Below are 17,268 nucleotides of genomic sequence, written 5' to 3' on the forward strand. Positions count from 1 at the left end.
GGCTGCGCGCTTGCGGTCGAGGTCGGCCTTCGAGACGAAGCCGCGGGCGACCAGCGCCTGGGCGCGGTCAAGCTCGTTCTGGGCGAGCGCGGCGTCGGCACGCGCGACCTGGATCTGGGCGGCAAGCTGGGCGGCTTCCTGGCTCTGCACCGAGCGGTCGACGGACGCGAGCACCTGGCCCTGCCGGACCCACGCTCCGGCATCGACCGCGACTCGAGTCACCAGGCCGCCCTCGCCGGCAATGCCGACCGGCTGGTCGCGGCGGGCAGCGAGAGCGCCGCTCGCGGTGATCGTCCGGGCGACCTCGCTGCGGCCGGGAACGACGACGGTGACCGTTGGAATCTGACCGCGGCCGCCTTTGGCTGCCCCGGGCGCCGACTTTTCCTCGCCGCCGCTGAACAGCATGTAGGCGAGGGCCAGGGCAACCAGTGCAATGACCGCGCCGATGATCACCCAGCGCTTGCGGCGCGAGCGGTCGACGACAACCAAGGTGTCCGAAGAACGAAGTGTCGTTTCGCGATTCATGTCCAAATCTCTGCCCTACCCCGCGAGTCCACGGCCCTTTGTGCCTCAGCTGTGTTATCGCAATAACTCACCGACCGCAATAAGGCCCTGCATCGATACCTGCGCGCCCCTGATTGCCCACTGTCATCGCCGCGCGGCATTGCCACGCTTTTTCGACCAACGGCGGCACTTGCTCCGCAAAGGCGCGTTGGCGCATGTGTTGACTCGGCGGTGCCTGTGTGGCCCGGCGGTCAAGAAAGGGGAAGCGGCATGATGGAAAGTTACGGCATTATCGGCTGGATCGTCATCGGACTGTTGGCGGGCGGCGTCGCCAAGCTGTTGATGCCTGGGCGCGACCCGGGCGGCTGCATCGTCACGATCCTGCTCGGAATTGCCGGCGCATTGCTGGCTGGCTTCCTGGGACAGGCGATCGGCTGGTACGGGCCGGGCGAGGGCGCCGGCTTCATCGCCGCGGTCGTCGGAGCGTTCATCATCCTGTTCATCTACCGCTTGGTGCTGCGCCGCCGGGCGCCCTGACTCGAAGCGCTTTGAGCGCCGTTCAGCGACCAGCCATGGCGCTCGGGCGAATTTCCGCGCCTTGTCCGTGCAGATGAGGATGATTGAGATGAAACACGCCTTTTTGGCAGCCGCTGCGCTCGTCGCCTTTGCCGCGCCGGCGGTCGGCCAGTCGCCGTCGCCGGTGCCGCCGTTCGTCCAGACCATTTCCGGAACCCGGCTCGACGTCAGCGCCACCGGAGAGGTCAGCCGGATCCCTGACATCGCGATCATCTCGGCGGGCGTCATGACCCGATCGGCCAGCGCCACCGCGGCGATTTCGGAAAATGCCGCGCGGATGGAGCGGGTGCGCGAGGCGCTGAAGCGCGCTGGCATACCCGACCGCGACATCCAGACCTCGAACATCAGCCTCAACCCCGAATACCGCTACCAGGAGAACCAGCCGCCCCAGCTCGTCGGCTACACCGCGTCAAACACCGTCAACGTCCGTTTTCGCGACATCCGCAACACGGGGCGGATCCTCGATGCGCTGGTTGCGCAAGGCGCCAACCAGATCAACGGTCCGAACCTCACCATCGACAAGCCCGAGACGGCGCTCGACGAGGCTCGCACAAAGGCGGTCGCGGCCGGTCGCGCCCGGGCCGAGCTCTATGCGCGCGCCCTGGGCATGCGGGTCGTTCGGCTGCTATCGGTCAGCGAGGGCGGCGGCTATTCGGTCCCGCCGCCGATGCCGATGATGCGCGCCGAAGCGCGGGGCATGGCCGCCGACACCAAGATCGATCCCGGCGAGCAGCAGCTCCAGGTCACGATCGCCATGAGCTTCGAGCTGCAATAGGCAAAGAAAAAGGCCGCGCGGCAGGTGCCGCGCGGCCTTCAATTCATGTTAACGCGTCGCGACTAGCGGACCGAGCCCCTGCGAACCAGGTTGACGATCGCCAGCAGGATGATTGCACCCAGCAGCGAATACAAGATGTTGGTGAGATCGAGCGGGTCGGAAGAGTTGATGTTGCCGCCGCCGAAGATCAGGCCGGCAATAACCGCGCCGACGATACCGACGACGATGTTCAAGATGATGCCTTGTTGACCGTCAGTGCGCATGACCAGACTTGCCAGCCAGCCGACAATACCCCCGACGATCAGCCAAACGATGAAACCCATGAGCGTTCCCTCCTGTTCGTGGCCACCTAATGGGTACACGGCGGCCTTCCGGCATCAAGACGCGTGATGCTCGCGTCTTGTTCCGGATTTGGCGGGCTATGTCCAGTGCGCAGGTTCAGCGGGAGCGCTGAAAACAGTGGAAAACTGCTGCTCGGTTTATCCCCGTAACGGGAGCAGCGTCAGTAACGCTGCTGGCGCTCGTAAACGTCCCGATAATGCTTGATTCGGGTGACTCGCAGGCCCGGCATGCCGCTTCGGTCCACGGCGCGCTGCCAGCTGGTGAATTCCTCGAGGCTCAGCGAATAACGCTTGCACGCCTCGTCGACCGTCAGCAGCCCGCCCGAGACCGCAGCCACGACCTCCGCCTTGCGGCGAACCACCCAGCGGCTGGTCTGCGGCGGCGGCAGGCTATCGAGGGTCAGCGGCTCGCCGAGCGGACCGATGACCTGGGCTGGCCGGAATTTCTGGTTCTCGAGCATCGAGGTCAAACCTGCTTAATCATTGTCGGTCCCAGCAGGCTTAAGAGCTTGCCATTGAAGATATTCTGAAGCGCGCTGGTTAACATCGTGCTTATCCCGATTAGCAGCGCTTAACCGTACCGCCTGGGCGGCATCGGTCGCGAACGCGCCGCGCAGCGCTTTCATCGCCTCGTCCCAGCCCTCGCTGGCCGAAAGATAGCAGGCGATCGCCTCCTGGCGCTCCCGGCCCTGCAGCGCGGAAAAGGCCGCCAGCAGGTCGGCCAGCTCGCTATTGCTCAGCGGATTGCCGCCGGCGGCAGCGAATTCGCCCTCGAAACGTGACAATGGCAGTCCCTCTCCCGGTCACTCTTCTCGGCGTCTAGCCGCGATGGGTGAACTTCGGGTAAAGAGCGCGCGCTCATGCCGACCAGTTTCGATCTTGGCCGCCCCGCTGCGGATGACGAGACCGCGCCGTCTGCGAACGGCGCTGGGTCCCGTCATCGCGTCGTCGTCGCCATGTCCGGCGGAGTCGACAGTTCGGTCGTGGCCGCGCTCGCCGCGCGAAGCGGCGCCGAGGTGATCGGGGTCACGCTCCAGCTCTACGACCATGGCGAGGCGGTTCGGCGCTCGGGCTCGTGCTGCGCCGGGCAGGACATCTATGACGCCAAGACCGTCACCGACCGGCTCGGGATCGCTCATTATGTGCTCGATTACGAGAGCCGCTTCCGGACCGGCGTGATCGACCGCTTCGCCGACGCGTACGCCCAGGGCCGGACCCCGGTCCCGTGCAGCCTGTGCAACCAGGGGGTCAAGTTCACCGATCTGATCGCCTTCGCCCGCGAGCTCGGCGCCGATTGCCTGGCAACCGGCCATTACGTCCGGCGGATCGTCGAGCGCGGTCGCTCCGAACTCCACCGAGGCGCCGACCTCACCCGCGACCAGAGCTATTTCCTCTCCGGCACGACCCGCGACCAGCTCGATTTCCTGCGCTTCCCGCTCGGCGACCTCGCCAAGAGCGAGGTCCGAGCGCTCGCCGAACAAGCGGGCCTCACGGTCGCCGCGAAGCCCGACAGCCAGGACATCTGCTTCGTGCCCGACGGCGACTATGCCGGACTGGTCAAGCGGCTGCGCCCGGAAACCGCGGCCCCCGGCGAGATCGTCGGCCTGGACGGACGAGTCCTCGGCGAGCACCGCGGCGTCGTCCATTTCACCGTCGGCCAGCGCCGCGGCATCGAGGTCGGCGGCCAGTCCGAGCCGCTTTACGTGGTGCGCATCGAGCCCGGCCAGCGGCGGCTGGTCGTTGGCCCGCGCCGGGCGCTCGCGGTTGAGGCGATGCGCGTCGAGGACTGGAACTGGATCGGCGAGCAGCAGACGTCCGTCAGCGTCAAGGTGCGCTCGCTCGCGCCTCCGGTGCCGGCAAAGATCGACGGCGGCTGGGTTCGCTTCGAGCACTCGGAATATGGAGTCGCGCCCGGTCAGGCAGCGGTGATCTACGACGGATCGCGGCTGCTCGGCGGCGGCTGGATCGCCGAGACTGCTTCGCCCTCGCTCGAAGCGGCGCCCCTTCTGGCGATCGCATAGAGCGCCGCTCCGGCGAGCGCGAGCAGTCCGAGCGTCTGCCACGCCTCCCACTCGACCCGGCTCGACGCCCAGAGGCACAGAGCAATTCCGGCCGCACCCATCGCATACAGCCAGGCCGGCACCGCCCCGCGCTCGGGCGCCCGCGGCAAGGCGGCGATGGTCACCGCGTAGATGATCAGCCGGGCCAGCACGCTGATCACCGCCAGCCAGACATAGGTTCCGACCAGCGCCAGCGCGGCCGCGAAAAATGCGAGGAAGGCGATTGAATTGTGCGGCGTCAGGAAGCGCGGGTGGACCCTCGCGAACCAGCGCGGCAGGTCGCCGCGCTCGCCCAGAGCGCTGGTCACCCGCGAGGTCGAGGTCATGATCCCGTGCAGATTGCCGCTCAGCGAGGCGATCGCGGCCACAGTCAGGATCACCGCCCCGGTCGGTCCGGCGAGCCAGCGTCCGAGGTCGATCAACGGCGCCTTGTCGTCGGACGTCCCGCCCGGAAGCGCGCTGATGAAGGCCAGCTGGACGAGGAAATAGAGCAAGGTGGTCAGCGCGATCGTGGTGAAGATCGCGCGCGGCAGGACGGTTCGGGGACGCTTGGTCTCGCCGGCGGGGACGACGACATTCTCGAAGCCCACGAACGCGTAGAACACCAGCAGCACTCCGGCCTCGAGCTCGCTCAGCGGCGGCATCGGGCCCGGCGTCGGCCACGGGACGGTGAGCGCGAGCACCGCCAGAGCGGCGCCCAGCAGCGGCAGCGCCTTCAACAGCGTCAGCCCGCCCAGCAATGCCAACGCTTTCTTGACCCCGGCGATGTTGACCGCGGCGAGGATCGCGCAGACCGACAGCATCAGCACGGCTCGACCGACGCCCTGGTCGGCACCGGTCCACCAGCGCGCGACATAGGCCGTCAGCACGTTGGCGTTGGCGGCGAAGGCGGCGGTCCGGGCGATGTAATAGATCCAGCCGAGCTCGAACCCGACGAAGCGCCCGAACACGGCGCCGTACGCCGCCGGGCCGCCGCTTTGCGGAAAGGCCCCGGCGCTCCTTGCGAACGGGACGATGATCAGCAGCGACGCAAACGCGACCAGCGGGAACAGCCACGGCGAGAAGCTGCCGAAATCGGCTGCGAGGATCGCGGGCATTGCGAAGATCCCGCCGCCGAGCACACCGTTGAACGACAGCAGGATTGCTCCGCCGAGCCCGATCCGCCGTTCCAGGCGTGCTGCGTTTGGTGGCTCGCTCATAGCTGGAAACTCCCGTTGATCACGGTCGCGCAGTCGCCGCCAAGCACGACCCGGTCCCCGGCCAGTTTGCAGTGCAGCACTCCGCCGCGCCTGCTCGCCTGGAGCGCGACGAAGCTGTCCCGGCCCAGCCGCTCGGCCCACAGGGGCACCAATGCGGCGTGCGCGGCGCCGGTCACCGGGTCCTCATCGATTCCATGGTAGGCGGCGAAGACACGGCTGGCCACGTCGTGCTCGTCGCCCGGAGCGGTAACCATCACCAGCCTGTCGATCCGGCGAAGTTTCGAAAAGTCCGGCCGAACGGCGCGCACCGCCGCTTCGTCGGCGAGCAGCACGGTGGCGCTGCCGTTGCCGCCGCGGGCGAGGAAAGTCTCTCCATCCGTCCCGAGCGCCTCGTGCAGGCCGAGCAGATCGCCGGGCTGCGGCTCGAACGCCGGGAGATCGAGCTCGAACCAATCACCCGCCCGGGAAACCGTCAGGATTCCGGAGCGGGTGGCGAACCGGACTCGCTCTCCGCTCATCAGGACGAACCGGCGGCAAGCGTCGCGTGGCCGCACAGCTCGACTTCGACGGTCGGAGTGAACCAGCGCAGCGCGTATTCCGCGTCGTCGCCGTCGGACCGCACGGCGAAGGCGGTTTCGCTCAGATTGTTCTCGGCCGCGATCGCCTGCATCAGCGAATCGTCCAGCCAGCGGTCGAGCGGCATCACCGCGGCCGGGTTGCCGGTCAGCGGCCGCCCGGCGAGGAAGGCATTGACCTGGAAGAAGGGGATCGTCGTCACGTCGCCCGCTCGGTGAGGTCGGACGAAAGCATCGTCTCGCGGTCGGTGTGGCCCTCCGGGTCGAGGTGAATCAGGATCTCGGTTCCAGGGAAGCGGCGCTGGAGGTCCTCCTCGACCTTGTCCATCCGGTCGTGCGCCTCGCGCACCGTCCAGTCGGCCGGCACCCAGACATGGAACTGGGCGAATTGATGGGTGCCGCTGGTCCGGGTGCGCAAATCGTGAAGCCCGGCGAGCTCGGGATATTCGGCCGCCGCTGCGAGGAAGCGCGCGCGCTCCTCCTCCGGCCATTCGCGATCCATCAGCTGGTTGACCGCCTGGCTCGACGCACGCAGCCCGCCCCACAGCAGCCACGCGGCGATCGCGATCCCGAAGACCGCGTCGGCGCCGCGAATCCGAAGCCACTGGTCGAGCAGGAGCGCGGCGATCACCGCCAAATTCAGCAGCAGGTCCGACTGGTAGTGGACATTGTCCGTCCGGATCGCGACCGAACCGGTGCGCGCGATCACTCGCCGCTGGTACCACAGCAGCAGCAGCGTCGCGGCGATCGCGAACAGCGACACGCCGATTCCCAGCTCCATCTGGGTGGTCGATCCGCCGTTGATCAGCCGGTCGGCGCCGCGCCACGCGATCCACACGGCCGACACGCCGATCAGCGCGACCTGGCCCAGGGCGGCCAGGGCTTCGGCCTTGCCGTGCCCGAAGCGATGCTCGCGGTCGGCGGGCTGGGCCGCGATGCGCACCCCCGCCAGTGTCGCCAGGCTGGCGACGAAGTCGAGCGCCGTGTCGGCGAGCGAGCCGAGCATCGCCGTTGAATTGGTTTCGAACGCTCCCCAGCCCTTGGCGACCAGCAGCAGCACGGCCAGCCCGACGCTGGCCAATGCCGCGCGGGAGGCTAGCGAATTGCGCTCGGCTCCGACCGCCGGTTTGATTGCCGCGGTCATGGGTAAAGCAGCCCTTCGCTCCAGCCGTCGCCGTCCCGGGTGAACAAACGCCGCTCATGCATCCGGTGCGGCCGGTCGAGCCAGAATTCGATGCAGCTGGGAATGACCCGGTAGCCCTCCCAGTGCGGCGGCCGCGGCACCGGCGCACCGTCGAACCGGCTCGCGACTTCGGCGCAGCGGTTCTCGAACCTTGCCCGGCTGTCGAGCGGTCGCGACTGCTCAGACGCCCACGCCCCGATCTGCGAATCGCGCGAGCGCGTCGCGAAATAAGCGTCGGCTTCCTCGGCCGGGACATCCCCGACCTCGCCTTCGACCCGGACCTGGCGCCGCAGCGACTTCCAGTGGAACAGCAGGGCGACGCTGGGATTGGCGGCGAGCTCGGCGCCCTTGCGGCTGCCGAGGTTGGTGTAGAAGGTGAAACCGTCGCGCCCGTGCGCCTTCAGAAGCACCATTCGAAGCGACGGCCGGCCGCTTGAGTCGGCGGTCGCCAGCGCCATCGCTTCGGGATCGTTGGGCTCGGCGGCGCGAGCCTCCGCGAACCATTGATCGAACAGCTCGAAAGGGTCGCTGGTCATGCTGGGCCCGGCTTAGGCTTGGACCGAGCCGCGCCGCAACCCATCTGGAAACATGCGTATCGATACGGCATGGGGCGCAAATGGACCTGTACCAGAGGCTCGGGATCAAGCGCGGCGCGAGCGATGAGGAGGTCAAGAAGGCCTATCGCAGCCTCGCCAAGCAGCTTCATCCCGACCGCAACAAGGACAATCCCAACGCCGCCAAGCGCTTCGGGGAGATCACCCAGGCGTACGATTTGCTATCCGACAAGGACAAGCGCGCCCGCTACGACCGCGGCGAGATCGACGAAGAGGGCAACCCGAAGATGCCGTTCGGCGCCGGCTTCGGCGGCTATTCGCCCCGCCCGGGCGCGGGCGCACGGCCCGGGCAGCCCGGCTTCGAGGGCTTCCCGGGGGGCTTCGAGGCGGGCGGGACGGCCGATCTCAGCGACCTGTTCGAGGGCCTGTTCGGCGCGGCCAGCGCGGCGCGCGGGCGAAAGCAGGGCGCTCCAGGCGGCTTTCGCGCTCGCAGCCGCGGTCCGCAAAAGGGCGCCGACGTCGCCTACCGGCTCACGGTGCCGTTCGTGGACGCCGCGACGCTCGCTGCGCAGCGCATCACCCTGGCCGACGGCAAGACCATTGACCTGAAGCTGCCCAAAGGGCTCGAGGACGGAACCCGAATCCGCTTGTCGGGCAAGGGCCAGCCGGGACCCGGCGGCACCGGCGATGGCATCGTCACCATCCAGGTCGCGCCGCACCCATTCTACACTCGCGAGGGCAACCACATCCGCCTCCACCTGCCGGTCACCTTGAAGGAGGCGGTGCTGGGCGCCAAGGTCAAGGTGCCGACGCCTGACGGGCCGGTGATGCTGACCATCCCCAGAGGTACCAGCTCGGGCAAGGTGCTGCGCCTCAAGGGCCGCGGCTTCACCGACAAGTCCGGCAAGCGCGGCGACCAGCTGGTCACGGTGGAGGTCGACTTGCCGGCCGCCGATTGCGAGCTCGAGGCGTTCGCCGAGCGATGGAAAGGCGGCGGCAACCCCCGCGCGCCGCTCGGGGTTTAATCCGGCCGGACCATGAAAGAGCTCTCGCCCCAGTCACCGGAAGCCCGGCGCAAGCGCCTTGCGAGGATGGAAGCGGCGTTCGGCCACGAAGTGGTCGAGAAGCTGAAGCCGCGCCACCACGCGTGGGAAGTGCTGAAACGCGTTTCGATCGGCGTCTATAACGACGGCTTCATCCACGCCGGCAATCTCGCCTTCCTCGCGCTTCTGGCGCTGTTCCCCTTCTTCATCCTGGCCGCGGCGATCGCCAGCATCCTCGGCCAGACCGAGAGCGGAGCAATGACCGTGGCGACGGTCTTGAGCCAGCTCCCGCCCGAAGTCGCCAGAACCCTTCGAGCGCCGGTCGATGAAGTCCTGACCTCACGCACCGGGCCGCTGCTGTGGCTCGGCGGGATCGTCGGCGCGTGGACCGCGGCGAGCTTCATCGAAACCATCCGCGACATTTTGCGCCGCGCCTACGGAGTCGCTTACTCCGCCCCGTTTTGGGAGTACCGCCTCGGCTCGATCGGCATGATCTTCATCGCGGTGCTGCTGCTGATGTTCACTTTCGCGCTCAGCGTGATGCTCAGTTCGGTCCAGCACGCGATCGATGCCTGGGTGCCCTTCGCCGAGGACGTGGTGTCGACGCTCGCGATCTACCGGGTCGTTCCGGCGATCGCTTTGTTCGGCACCATCTACGCACTGTTCTACGCGTTGACCCCATCGCGTTACCGCAAGAGCGACTGCCGCAAGTGGCCGGGCGCCCTGCTGATCACCATCTGGTGGCTGGTGACCGTCGAGCTTCTGCCCGAGACCATCAGCCTCATCGGCGGCTACAGCCTGACCTACGGCAGCCTCGCCAGCGTGATGATCGTGCTGATGTTCTTTTTCATCATCGGCCTGGGAGTTGTCGCCGGGGCCGAATTGAACGCGGCGCTGGCGGAAGTGCGGCCGACGGCGCTAAAGGGCGAGGTCTACAGCGGCCCGTTCAAGGACGAGCTCGAGGTGGAGGAGCCCGAGCCCGGGGAAGACGTGCCGGCCGAGCTCGAGACAGGGGGGCCACAGCTTTGACCAAGGCTTCAGGCGGAATCATGCAGGGCAAGCGCGGGCTCATCATGGGCCTCGCCAACGACCGATCGCTCGCATGGGGGATCGCCAAGGCGCTTGGCGAGCATGGCGCCGAGCTTGCTTTCTCGTATCAAGGCGAAACGCTCGAGAAGCGGGTGCGGCCGCTCGCCGAGCAGCTGGGCTCCGACCTTTTGATCGACTGCGACGTCAGCAGCATGGAGGCGCTCGACAAGGCTTTCGCGCAGTTGAAGGAGCGCTGGGACCGGCTCGACTTCCTGGTCCACGCGATCGGCTTTTCCGACAAGAACGAGCTGCGCGGCAAGTTCGTCGACACCAGCCTCGACAACTTCCTGATGACCATGAACATCTCGGTCTACAGCTTCGTTGCGGTCGCCCAGCGCGCGCGGGCGATGATGGAGCGCGGCGGATCGATGCTGACTCTCACCTATTATGGCGCCGAGAAGGTCATCCCGCACTACAACGTGATGGGCGTCGCCAAGGCCGCGCTCGAAGCCAGCGTCCGATATATGGCGGAGGACTTCGGGCCTGAAGGTATCCGCGTCAACGCCGTGTCGGCCGGGCCGATCAAGACGCTTGCCGCAAGCGGCATCGGTGACTTCCGCTACATCATGAAGTGGAACGAATATAATTCGCCGCTACGCCGCAACGTGACGATCGAGGACGTCGGCGGCGCCGCGCTCTATCTGCTGTCCGACCTCGCCAGCGGAGTCACCGGCGAAATCCACCACGTCGACGCCGGCTACCATGTCGTCGGGATGAAAGCCGAGGACGCGCCGGATATCGCCACGGTGTGAGCCGCGGTGGCTGAGATCATCGGCCGCAAGGTCCGCGTCTATGGCCGGGTCCAGGGCGTGTTCTTCCGCCAGTGGACGGTCAAGGAGGCGAGTGCGCTGGGCGTCAACGGCTGGGTCCACAACGCGCGCGACGGCTCGGTCGAGGCGCACCTCGCCGGCGAGGAAAGCGCGGTCGCGAAGCTGATCGAGCACATGCGCCGCGGCTCGCCGCAAGCCCGCGTCGATGATCTCACCGTCGAGACTGTCGAGCCCGAAACCGTCGAGGGTTTCTCGGTCCGCCTCTAACCCGCGAACGGGTCGCGCACCAGGATCGTGTCGTCGCGCTCGGGGCTGGTCGAGACCAGCGCCACCGGGCAGCGGATCAGCTCCTCGATCCGGCGCACATATTTGATCGCGCGAGCCGGCAGGTCGGCCCAGCTGCGCGCCCCGCGAGTCGATCCCGGCCAGCCTTCGATCTCCTCGTAGAGCGGTTCGACCCGGTCCTGGTCGAAGGCGTGCGGCGGCAGATAATCATACGCCTGCCCGCCGATCCGGTAGCCAGTGCAGATCCGCACCGTCTCGAACCCGTCGAGCACGTCGAGCTTGGTCAGTGCGACACCGGTCACTCCCGACACCGCGACCGCCTGGCGGACCAGCACCGCGTCGAACCAGCCGCAGCGCCGCCGGCGGCCGGTCACCGTCCCGAACTCGTGGCCGCGCTCGCCCAGCCTTTGCCCGGTCTCGTCGCCGAGCTCGGTCGGGAACGGCCCCGATCCGACCCGCGTCGTGTAGGCCTTGACGATGCCGAGCACGAAGCCGGCCGCCGACGGACCGATGCCGCTGCCCGACCCGGTGGTGCCGGCGACGGTGTTGGACGAGGTGACGAACGGGTAGGTGCCGTGGTCGACGTCGAGCAGTACGCCTTGGGCGCCCTCGAACAAGATCCGCCGGCCGCGGCGCAGCGCCTCGTCGAGGTCGCGCCACACCGGCCGAGCGAAGGGCAGCACGAAATCGGCAATCGCGGACAAGTCGGAGCGCAGCCGCTCGCGGTCGACCGGTGGCTCCTTGAACCCGGCTCGAAGCGCGTCGTGGTGCGCGCAGAGCCGATCGAGCAGCGGATCGAGCTGCGACAAATGCCCGAGATCGCAGACCCTGATCGCACGGCGCCCGACCTTGTCCTCGTAGGCCGGGCCGATCCCGCGCCGGGTGGTGCCGATCTTGCCGGCGCCCGACGCATCCTCGCGAAGCGCGTCGAGATCGCGGTGGATCGGCAGGATCAGCGGGCAGGTTTCGGCGATCATCAGCACGTCCGGGGTCACCGCGACGCCCTGTTCGGCGACGCGCTCGACCTCGGCCTTCAGCGCCCACGGGTCGAGCACCACCCCGTTGCCGATCACCGACGGGGTGCCGCGGACGATTCCGGACGGCAGCAGCGACAATTTGTAGGTCTGGCTGCCGACCACCAGCGTGTGGCCGGCGTTGTGGCCGCCCTGGAATCGCACCACCATGTCGGCGCGGCTGGCCAGCCAGTCGACGATCTTGCCCTTGCCTTCGTCGCCCCACTGCGCGCCGATGACGGTGACGTTGCCCAAGTGAATTCCCCGTTGAGGAGCGGCCCCGCGCGCTCCTACGGGCCGGCCGGCGATGCGTCTAGGCCGCCGCCTTCACCCGCGGGTGCGGGACGCGTTCAGCGACACGGCTTGGCGAACCAGATCCTTCAAGGCGCCCTCGTCGATGGCATCGCCCTCGCGGAGATCGATTGCCCGCCGGGTGTTGCCTTCAAGGCTCGAGTTGAACAGGCCCGACGGATCGTCGAGCGCCGCTCCGTTCGCGAAGGTCAGCTTGACCTTGTCCTTGTAAGTCTCGCCGGTGCAGATGATCCCGCCGTTCGACCACACCGGCACGCCCGATGGATTCGACGGCTTGCGCCATTTCAATTCCTCCACCGCCTCGGGGTCTGCCTGTTTGATCAGCGCGCGCAGCCGCGTCAGCATCGCGCCCCGCCAGCCGCCGACCTGCGCGATCTTTTCGTCGATTATCTCGGACGCGGATTGTTCGGCGTCGGGGCTGCTTGGACTCATGGCGTTTCCTCGTCGGCTAGGCATTAGAAGCTCAGCGGCACCACCTGCAGCACTCCCGGGAGCCGCGCCAGCTCGTCGGCGAGCTTCGGTCCGATCGGATCGTCGACCGCGACCAGTGCCACCGCCTCGCCGCCCGCCGCCCGCCGGCCGAGGTTGAAGGTGGCGATGTTGACTTGGTGCCGGCCGAGGGCGGTGCCGAGCGCGCCGATGAAGCCGGGCGCATCCGAGTTGACGATGTAGATCATCTGCCCGGCAAGCTCGGCCTCGACCTGGATTCCGAAGATATCGACCAGCCGCGGCGCTCGATTGCCGAACAATGTTCCAGCGACCCGCCGCTCGCCATGATCGGTGCCGACCGTGACCGCCAGAAGCGTGTGATAATCGCCTTCGCGGTCGTGGCGGATTTCGCGCACGTCCAGCCCGCGTTCCTTGGCCAAATACGGCGCGTTGACCATGTTCACCGTGTCCGAATAGGTGCCCATCAGTCCGGCCAGGACCGCGCCCGTGATCGGCTTGATGTTGAGCTCCGCGGCCGCGCCTTCGACCTCGACGTCGACCGACCGGACCTCGGTGCCCACCACCTGGCCGACCAGCCGCCCGAGCTTTTCGGCCAGCGCCATGTAGGGCTTCAGGCGCGGCGCTTCCTCGGCCGACAGCGAGGGCATGTTGACCGCGTTGGTGATCCCGCCGAGCAGCAGGTAGTCGCTCATCTGCTCGGCGATCTGGATCGCGACATTGACCTGCGCCTCGCTGGTCGACGCGCCGAGATGGGGCGTGCAGATCAGGCCCGGGGTGCCGAACAGGTCATTGTCTTTGGCCGGCTCCTGCGAAAAGACGTCGAGCGCGGCACCGGCCACATGGCCGCGCTCGAGCGCTTCTTTCAACGCCGCCTCGTCGATCAGCCCGCCGCGCGCGCAATTGACGATCCGCACCCCCGGCTTGGCCTTGGCCAGGGCCCCGCGGCTGAGGATTCCGCGGGTCTGGTCGGTGAGCGGCGTGTGCAGCGAAATGAAGTCGGCGCGCGCCAGCAGCTCGTCCAGCTCGACCTTCTCGACGCCCAGGTCGACCGCCCGTTCGGGACTGAGGAACGGGTCGTAGGCGACGACCTTCATCTTCAGCCCCTGGGCGCGGTCGGCGACGATCGAGCCGATGTTGCCGCAGCCGATCAGGCCGAGTGTCTTGCCGGACAGCTCGATGCCCATGAAGCGGTTCTTTTCCCAGCGCCCGGCCTGGGTCGAGGCATCCGCGGCCGGAATCTCGCGAGCGAGCGCGAACAGCATCGCGATCGCGTGCTCGGCGGTGGTGATCGAGTTTCCGAACGGCGTGTTCATGACGACGATCCCGCGCGCCGAGGCGGCGGGCACGTCGATCGTGTCGACGCCGATCCCGGCCCGCCCGATTACCTTGAGGCGAGGCAAAGCGGCATCGAGGACCGCCGCGGTGACTCGAGTCGAGCTGCGCACCGCCAGGCCATCATAGCCGCCGATGATCGTCGTCAGCTCGTCGGCGGACAGGCCCGGCTTCTCGTCGACCTCGATCCCGCGCTCGCGGAAGATGGCCGCCGCGCGCGGATCCATCGCATCGGCGATCAGGACTCGCACCAGGTCGCTCATCGGCTTTGCTCCCCGCGTTCGGTCTGCGCAAAGGCCCAGTCGAGCCACGGACCGAGGGTCTCGATATCGCCAGTGTCGACCGTCGCCCCGCACCAGATGCGCAGTCCGGCCGGGGCATCGCGGTAGGCGCCGACGTCCAACGCCGCTTGCTCCTCCTCGAGCAGTTTCACCATCGCCTTTTGCCGTGCCGCGTTCGCGCCGGCATTGGAGCGGTCGGCGAACTGCAGGCAAACCGAACTGTTGGAGCGGATGTTCGGCGAAGCGGCGAGATGCTCGATCCAGTCGGTCCGCTGCACCCAGCGGTCGAGCGCCGCGGCGTTGGCGTCGGCGCGGGCGATGAGTCTCGACAGGCCGCCGACGCGCTCGGCCCAGTCGAGCGCGAACAGCCAGTCCTCGACCGCCAGCATCGAGGGCGTGTTGATCGTCTCGCCGCGGAAGATGCCGTCGATCAGTTGGCCGCTTTTGGTCAGCCGGAAGATTTTCGGCAGCGGCCGCGCCGCCGGCTCGCTCTCGAGCCGCTCGACCGCCCGCGGCGACAGGACGAGCATCCCGTGCCCGGCCTCGCCGCCGAGCGCCTTTTGCCAGCTGAACGTGCCGACATCGATCTTCGGCCAGTCGAGATGCTGCGCGAACGCCGCCGAGGTCGCGTCGCAGATCGTCAGGCCGGTGCGGCCGGGCGCGATCCAGTCCGCGTCCGGCACTCGAACGCCGCTGGTCGTGCCGTTCCAGGTGAAGACGATGTCGCTCGTCGGATCGATGCCGCCGAGGTCGGGGAGCTCACCATAATCGGCGGTTCGGACGTCGGCGTCGAGCTTGAGCTGCCTGACCACGTCCGTGACCCATCCGGCGCCGAAGCTTTCCCAGGCGAGCATGGTGACCGGGTGCGTGCCGAGAAGCGACCACAGGGCCAGCTCCATCGCCCCGGTGTCCGACGCGGGAACGATCCCCAGGCGATAATCGGCGGGAAGGCCGAGCAGGGCGTGGGTTCGATCGATCGCCTGCTGCAATCGCGACTTGCCGATGGCCGAGCGGTGCGAGCGGCCGAGCGAGCGAGTATCGAGAAGCGCCGCCGACCAGCCGGGCGGCTTGGCGCAGGGCCCCGAGGAAAAGAAGGGGCGCGCCGGCAAGGCGGCGGGACGGTCAACCAAGACACTCTCCTCACAGAGAGCACGCGCCGCGTTGGGACGGCGTGGCCCGTCGCCCGCCCTAAGGCATGGTTAGCGAATGGCAAGCCGCCGACACGTCCAAAAAGCGTGAAAGATTCGCCGGTCGCTGGTGCCGCGAAGGCCGTTTTTGACCAAGATTCCGTTCATTCGACGAGATTAACAACGGTTCATCGCACGGAGCGGACGGTTCATCCCGGCAAGCGGAACATTCGATTGAATTCGTTAACCCTCTTGGGTCAGGTTCAACCTCGTCATCACGTGGTGGGCAAAACCAGGTGGCGACGGCGGGGCTGGGGAGCTCCTTTTTCGATGGAACAGGCGAACGCGCTTCGGCGCGCTCGCGATGGATTTGGAGCGAACCAAGATGGCGCAAGTTCTGGCTGCGACACTGCCATTCCTCCGGGATCGCGATCTCTTCGTCCACGATGGCACCAAACTTCGCCGCTTCCGCATCTCCGCTTCCATTCAAGCCGTTTTCTTCATCACGCTGATGGCGCTGGTCGCTTGGTCCGGTTACGCCGCCGCTCAGGTGGTGACCTCCGGTCCGCAGGCCCTGTCGCTGAGCGATGCGACCGAAGCCCGTGCCCGCAAGCTCGAGCAGCGCCAGGCGCTGATTGAGGCGATCGTCACCGGCCAGGCGATCGACGAGGCCACGGTGGCGGCGGCGACAGCCGGTGGCCATGCGGCCGACAGCGGCCCTCTGGCTCGTGTCGAGGAAGCGCAGCATGCGCAGGCCGCACTGATCGCTCGTGCTCTCGATGCCCGCTACCAGAATACCGCCGCGGAGCTGAGGAAGCTCGGCGTCGCTCCATCCCGCGTCGCTGGCGTTGGCGGTCCGTTCGAGGCGGTCGGCAAGGCCGACCCCACTTTCAAGCAGTTGTTCACGAGCTGGAAGAAGCTCGACACCCTCCAGGACGGCGCAATTGCCGTTCCGTCCGACAAGCCGGTCAAGACGGCCGCGTTCACCAGCGGCTATGGCGTCCGCTCCGACCCGTTCCAGGGCCGCGCCGCGATGCACGCCGGAATTGATCTCGCCGGTGCGGTCGGCACCCCAATCTACGCCACGGCCGACGGAGTCATCACCGACGCCGGCTACAACAGCGGCGGCTACGGCAACCTCATCAAGATCAATCACGGCCGCGGCATCGAGACCCGCTACGGGCACCTGTCCAAGATGAGCGTTTACCGCGGCCAGCGCGTGCAGCGCGGCGAGATGATCGGCCGAATGGGCTCGACCGGCCGCTCGACCGGCAGCCACCTGCACTATGAAGTGCGCATCGACGGCCGCGCGGTGAACCCGGTGCCGTTCATGAAGTCGACCGACTATCTGGTCGCCATGCGGCGCAACTCCACCGTTGCTCCGATGGACACAGTGGCGCTGGGCGGACCGAGCGGCGGCCGCCGCTAGGGTTGCTGCCGACCCACCCTCTCCCTATCTCGCTCTGGTGAGCGAGCCTGACATCATCTTGACCGAGAGCGCTGCCAAGCGCGTTGCGGCGATTGCCGGGCGCCAGTCCAGGCCGGCGATCCTCCGCCTCGCGGTCGATGGCGGCGGCTGCGCCGGTTTCACCTACAAGTTCGAGCTCGCCGACAATGCGGAAGCCGGCGACACGGTCGCAGAGACCAGCGGCGTGAAGCTGGTCGTGGATCCGACCAGCCTCGACCTGGTGCGGGGCTCGGCCGTCGATTTCGTCGAGGACCTCGGCGGCGCCGCGTTCCGGGTGACCAACCCGAACGCGGCCTCGGGCTGCGGCTGCGGCTCGAGCTTTTCCGTCTGA

The 17,268-nt window shown here is 67.7% G+C and carries 20 protein-coding genes and 1 pseudogene; 9 read left to right on the forward strand and 12 right to left on the reverse strand.

Features of this window, described 5'->3' with window-relative positions; genetic code table 11:
• On the reverse strand, positions 1-489 hold a 489-nt coding region (locus H0T81_RS07610), incomplete at its 3' end, for a biotin/lipoyl-binding protein (protein WP_294011502.1).
• A gap of 285 nt (positions 490-774) precedes the next feature.
• Between H0T81_RS07610 and H0T81_RS07615 the strand changes: the two genes are divergently transcribed.
• Positions 775-1,041, forward strand: a complete 267-nt coding sequence (locus tag H0T81_RS07615) for a GlsB/YeaQ/YmgE family stress response membrane protein (RefSeq protein WP_294011504.1) — start codon at positions 775-777, stop codon at positions 1,039-1,041.
• A gap of 88 nt (positions 1,042-1,129) precedes the next feature.
• Positions 1,130-1,855 (forward strand): SIMPL domain-containing protein, encoded by a 726-nt coding sequence (locus H0T81_RS07620; protein ID WP_294011506.1) that lies wholly within the window; start codon positions 1,130-1,132, stop codon positions 1,853-1,855.
• A gap of 62 nt (positions 1,856-1,917) precedes the next feature.
• Here the strand turns inward: H0T81_RS07620 and H0T81_RS07625 are convergent, their stop codons facing one another.
• From H0T81_RS07625 to H0T81_RS07635, 3 genes are all read right to left on the reverse strand, one after another.
• On the reverse strand, positions 1,918-2,178 hold the full coding sequence (locus H0T81_RS07625) for a GlsB/YeaQ/YmgE family stress response membrane protein (protein ID WP_294011508.1): 261 nt from the start codon (positions 2,176-2,178) through the stop codon (positions 1,918-1,920).
• Between the two features lie 179 nt (positions 2,179-2,357).
• Positions 2,358-2,657, reverse strand: coding sequence for a DUF1153 domain-containing protein (locus H0T81_RS07630; RefSeq protein WP_294011510.1), 300 nt, complete (start codon positions 2,655-2,657; stop codon positions 2,358-2,360).
• 15 nt (positions 2,658-2,672) lie between these two features.
• Complete coding sequence (locus H0T81_RS07635; protein ID WP_294011512.1) at positions 2,673-2,981, reverse strand: hypothetical protein; 309 nt, start codon at positions 2,979-2,981, stop codon at positions 2,673-2,675.
• Between the two features lie 75 nt (positions 2,982-3,056).
• Here H0T81_RS07635 and mnmA point away from each other — a divergent pair, with 75 nt between their 5' ends.
• Complete coding sequence (mnmA, locus tag H0T81_RS07640; RefSeq protein WP_294011514.1) at positions 3,057-4,217, forward strand: tRNA 2-thiouridine(34) synthase MnmA; 1,161 nt, start codon at positions 3,057-3,059, stop codon at positions 4,215-4,217.
• On the opposite strand, the gene H0T81_RS07645 is transcribed toward mnmA, so the two are convergent.
• The 4 genes and pseudogenes from H0T81_RS07645 to pdxH form a co-directional block, all read right to left on the reverse strand.
• On the reverse strand, positions 4,127-5,455 hold the full coding sequence (locus H0T81_RS07645; RefSeq protein ID WP_294011516.1) for an APC family permease: 1,329 nt from the start codon (positions 5,453-5,455) through the stop codon (positions 4,127-4,129). The genes mnmA and H0T81_RS07645 overlap by 91 nt on opposite strands.
• Positions 5,452-6,233 (reverse strand): annotated as a pseudogene (locus H0T81_RS07650) (PhzF family phenazine biosynthesis protein). Before H0T81_RS07650 ends, H0T81_RS07645 begins: the two are co-directional and overlap by 4 nt.
• Entirely contained in the window at positions 6,230-7,174 is a 945-nt protein-coding gene (locus H0T81_RS07655; protein ID WP_294011518.1) for a cation diffusion facilitator family transporter, read from the reverse strand. Before H0T81_RS07655 ends, H0T81_RS07650 begins: the two are co-directional and overlap by 4 nt.
• Positions 7,171-7,749 (reverse strand): pyridoxamine 5'-phosphate oxidase, encoded by a 579-nt coding sequence (pdxH, locus tag H0T81_RS07660; protein ID WP_294011520.1) that lies wholly within the window; start codon positions 7,747-7,749, stop codon positions 7,171-7,173. The genes H0T81_RS07655 and pdxH overlap by 4 nt, the downstream gene beginning before the upstream one ends.
• A gap of 80 nt (positions 7,750-7,829) precedes the next feature.
• On the opposite strand from pdxH, the gene H0T81_RS07665 reads away from it, so the two are divergent.
• From H0T81_RS07665 to H0T81_RS07680, 4 genes are read left to right on the forward strand one after another with little or no spacing between them, the layout of a single operon-like run.
• Positions 7,830-8,792: a DnaJ C-terminal domain-containing protein gene (locus H0T81_RS07665; RefSeq protein ID WP_294011522.1), complete on the forward strand. Its 963-nt coding sequence runs from the start codon at positions 7,830-7,832 to the stop codon at positions 8,790-8,792.
• Positions 8,793-8,804: 12 nt separating this feature from the next.
• Positions 8,805-9,839: a YihY/virulence factor BrkB family protein gene (locus H0T81_RS07670; protein WP_294011524.1), complete on the forward strand. Its 1,035-nt coding sequence runs from the start codon at positions 8,805-8,807 to the stop codon at positions 9,837-9,839.
• A 20-nt stretch (positions 9,840-9,859) separates the two neighbouring features.
• Positions 9,860-10,651, forward strand: a complete 792-nt coding sequence (gene fabI / locus H0T81_RS07675; RefSeq protein ID WP_294011526.1) for an enoyl-ACP reductase FabI — start codon at positions 9,860-9,862, stop codon at positions 10,649-10,651.
• Positions 10,652-10,657: 6 nt separating this feature from the next.
• Positions 10,658-10,936, forward strand: coding sequence for an acylphosphatase (locus H0T81_RS07680; protein ID WP_294011528.1), 279 nt, complete (start codon positions 10,658-10,660; stop codon positions 10,934-10,936).
• On the opposite strand, the gene H0T81_RS07685 is transcribed toward H0T81_RS07680, so the two are convergent.
• The 4 genes from H0T81_RS07685 to H0T81_RS07700 all read right to left on the reverse strand — a co-directional run bounded on the left by H0T81_RS07685 (position 10,933) and on the right by H0T81_RS07700 (position 15,472).
• Entirely contained in the window at positions 10,933-12,222 is a 1,290-nt protein-coding gene (locus H0T81_RS07685; RefSeq protein WP_294011530.1) for an adenylosuccinate synthase, read from the reverse strand. The genes H0T81_RS07680 and H0T81_RS07685 overlap by 4 nt on opposite strands.
• 72 nt (positions 12,223-12,294) lie before the next feature.
• On the reverse strand, positions 12,295-12,711 hold the full coding sequence (locus H0T81_RS07690) for a DUF1801 domain-containing protein (protein WP_294011532.1): 417 nt from the start codon (positions 12,709-12,711) through the stop codon (positions 12,295-12,297).
• A gap of 23 nt (positions 12,712-12,734) precedes the next feature.
• The gene (gene serA / locus H0T81_RS07695; RefSeq protein ID WP_294011615.1) at positions 12,735-14,315 is read right to left on the reverse strand and encodes a phosphoglycerate dehydrogenase; all 1,581 of its coding nucleotides are present in this window, start codon (positions 14,313-14,315) and stop codon (positions 12,735-12,737) included.
• A 5-nt stretch (positions 14,316-14,320) separates the two neighbouring features.
• Positions 14,321-15,472 (reverse strand): phosphoserine transaminase, encoded by a 1,152-nt coding sequence (locus H0T81_RS07700; protein WP_294011534.1) that lies wholly within the window; start codon positions 15,470-15,472, stop codon positions 14,321-14,323.
• Positions 15,473-15,980: 508 nt separating this feature from the next.
• Between H0T81_RS07700 and H0T81_RS07705 the strand changes: the two genes are divergently transcribed.
• Both H0T81_RS07705 and H0T81_RS07710 read left to right on the forward strand, forming a co-directional pair.
• Positions 15,981-16,898 (forward strand): M23 family metallopeptidase, encoded by a 918-nt coding sequence (locus H0T81_RS07705; protein WP_294011536.1) that lies wholly within the window; start codon positions 15,981-15,983, stop codon positions 16,896-16,898.
• A 34-nt stretch (positions 16,899-16,932) separates the two neighbouring features.
• A complete protein-coding gene (locus H0T81_RS07710; protein ID WP_294011616.1) occupies positions 16,933-17,268 on the forward strand; it encodes an iron-sulfur cluster assembly accessory protein in 336 nt (111 codons plus the stop codon).

Source organism: Sphingomonas sp. (assembly GCF_013812825.1).
In the GTDB taxonomy this organism is placed as follows: Bacteria; Pseudomonadota; Alphaproteobacteria; order Sphingomonadales; family Sphingomonadaceae; genus Sphingomicrobium.

Coding starts and splice junctions, on each gene's coding strand:
- H0T81_RS07615 (WP_294011504.1), top strand. CDS start 775: ATGATGGAAAGTTACGGCATTATCGGCTGGATCGTCATCGGACTGTTG.
- H0T81_RS07620 (WP_294011506.1), top strand. CDS start 1,130: ATGAAACACGCCTTTTTGGCAGCCGCTGCGCTCGTCGCCTTTGCCGCG.
- H0T81_RS07625 (WP_294011508.1), bottom strand. CDS start 2,178: ATGGGTTTCATCGTTTGGCTGATCGTCGGGGGTATTGTCGGCTGGCTG.
- H0T81_RS07630 (WP_294011510.1), bottom strand. CDS start 2,657: ATGCTCGAGAACCAGAAATTCCGGCCAGCCCAGGTCATCGGTCCGCTC.
- mnmA (WP_294011514.1), top strand. CDS start 3,057: ATGCCGACCAGTTTCGATCTTGGCCGCCCCGCTGCGGATGACGAGACC.
- H0T81_RS07645 (WP_294011516.1), bottom strand. CDS start 5,455: ATGAGCGAGCCACCAAACGCAGCACGCCTGGAACGGCGGATCGGGCTC.
- H0T81_RS07655 (WP_294011518.1), bottom strand. CDS start 7,174: ATGACCGCGGCAATCAAACCGGCGGTCGGAGCCGAGCGCAATTCGCTA.
- pdxH (WP_294011520.1), bottom strand. CDS start 7,749: ATGACCAGCGACCCTTTCGAGCTGTTCGATCAATGGTTCGCGGAGGCT.
- H0T81_RS07665 (WP_294011522.1), top strand. CDS start 7,830: ATGGACCTGTACCAGAGGCTCGGGATCAAGCGCGGCGCGAGCGATGAG.
- H0T81_RS07670 (WP_294011524.1), top strand. CDS start 8,805: ATGAAAGAGCTCTCGCCCCAGTCACCGGAAGCCCGGCGCAAGCGCCTT.
- fabI (WP_294011526.1), top strand. CDS start 9,860: ATGCAGGGCAAGCGCGGGCTCATCATGGGCCTCGCCAACGACCGATCG.
- H0T81_RS07690 (WP_294011532.1), bottom strand. CDS start 12,711: ATGAGTCCAAGCAGCCCCGACGCCGAACAATCCGCGTCCGAGATAATC.
- H0T81_RS07705 (WP_294011536.1), top strand. CDS start 15,981: ATGGCGCTGGTCGCTTGGTCCGGTTACGCCGCCGCTCAGGTGGTGACC.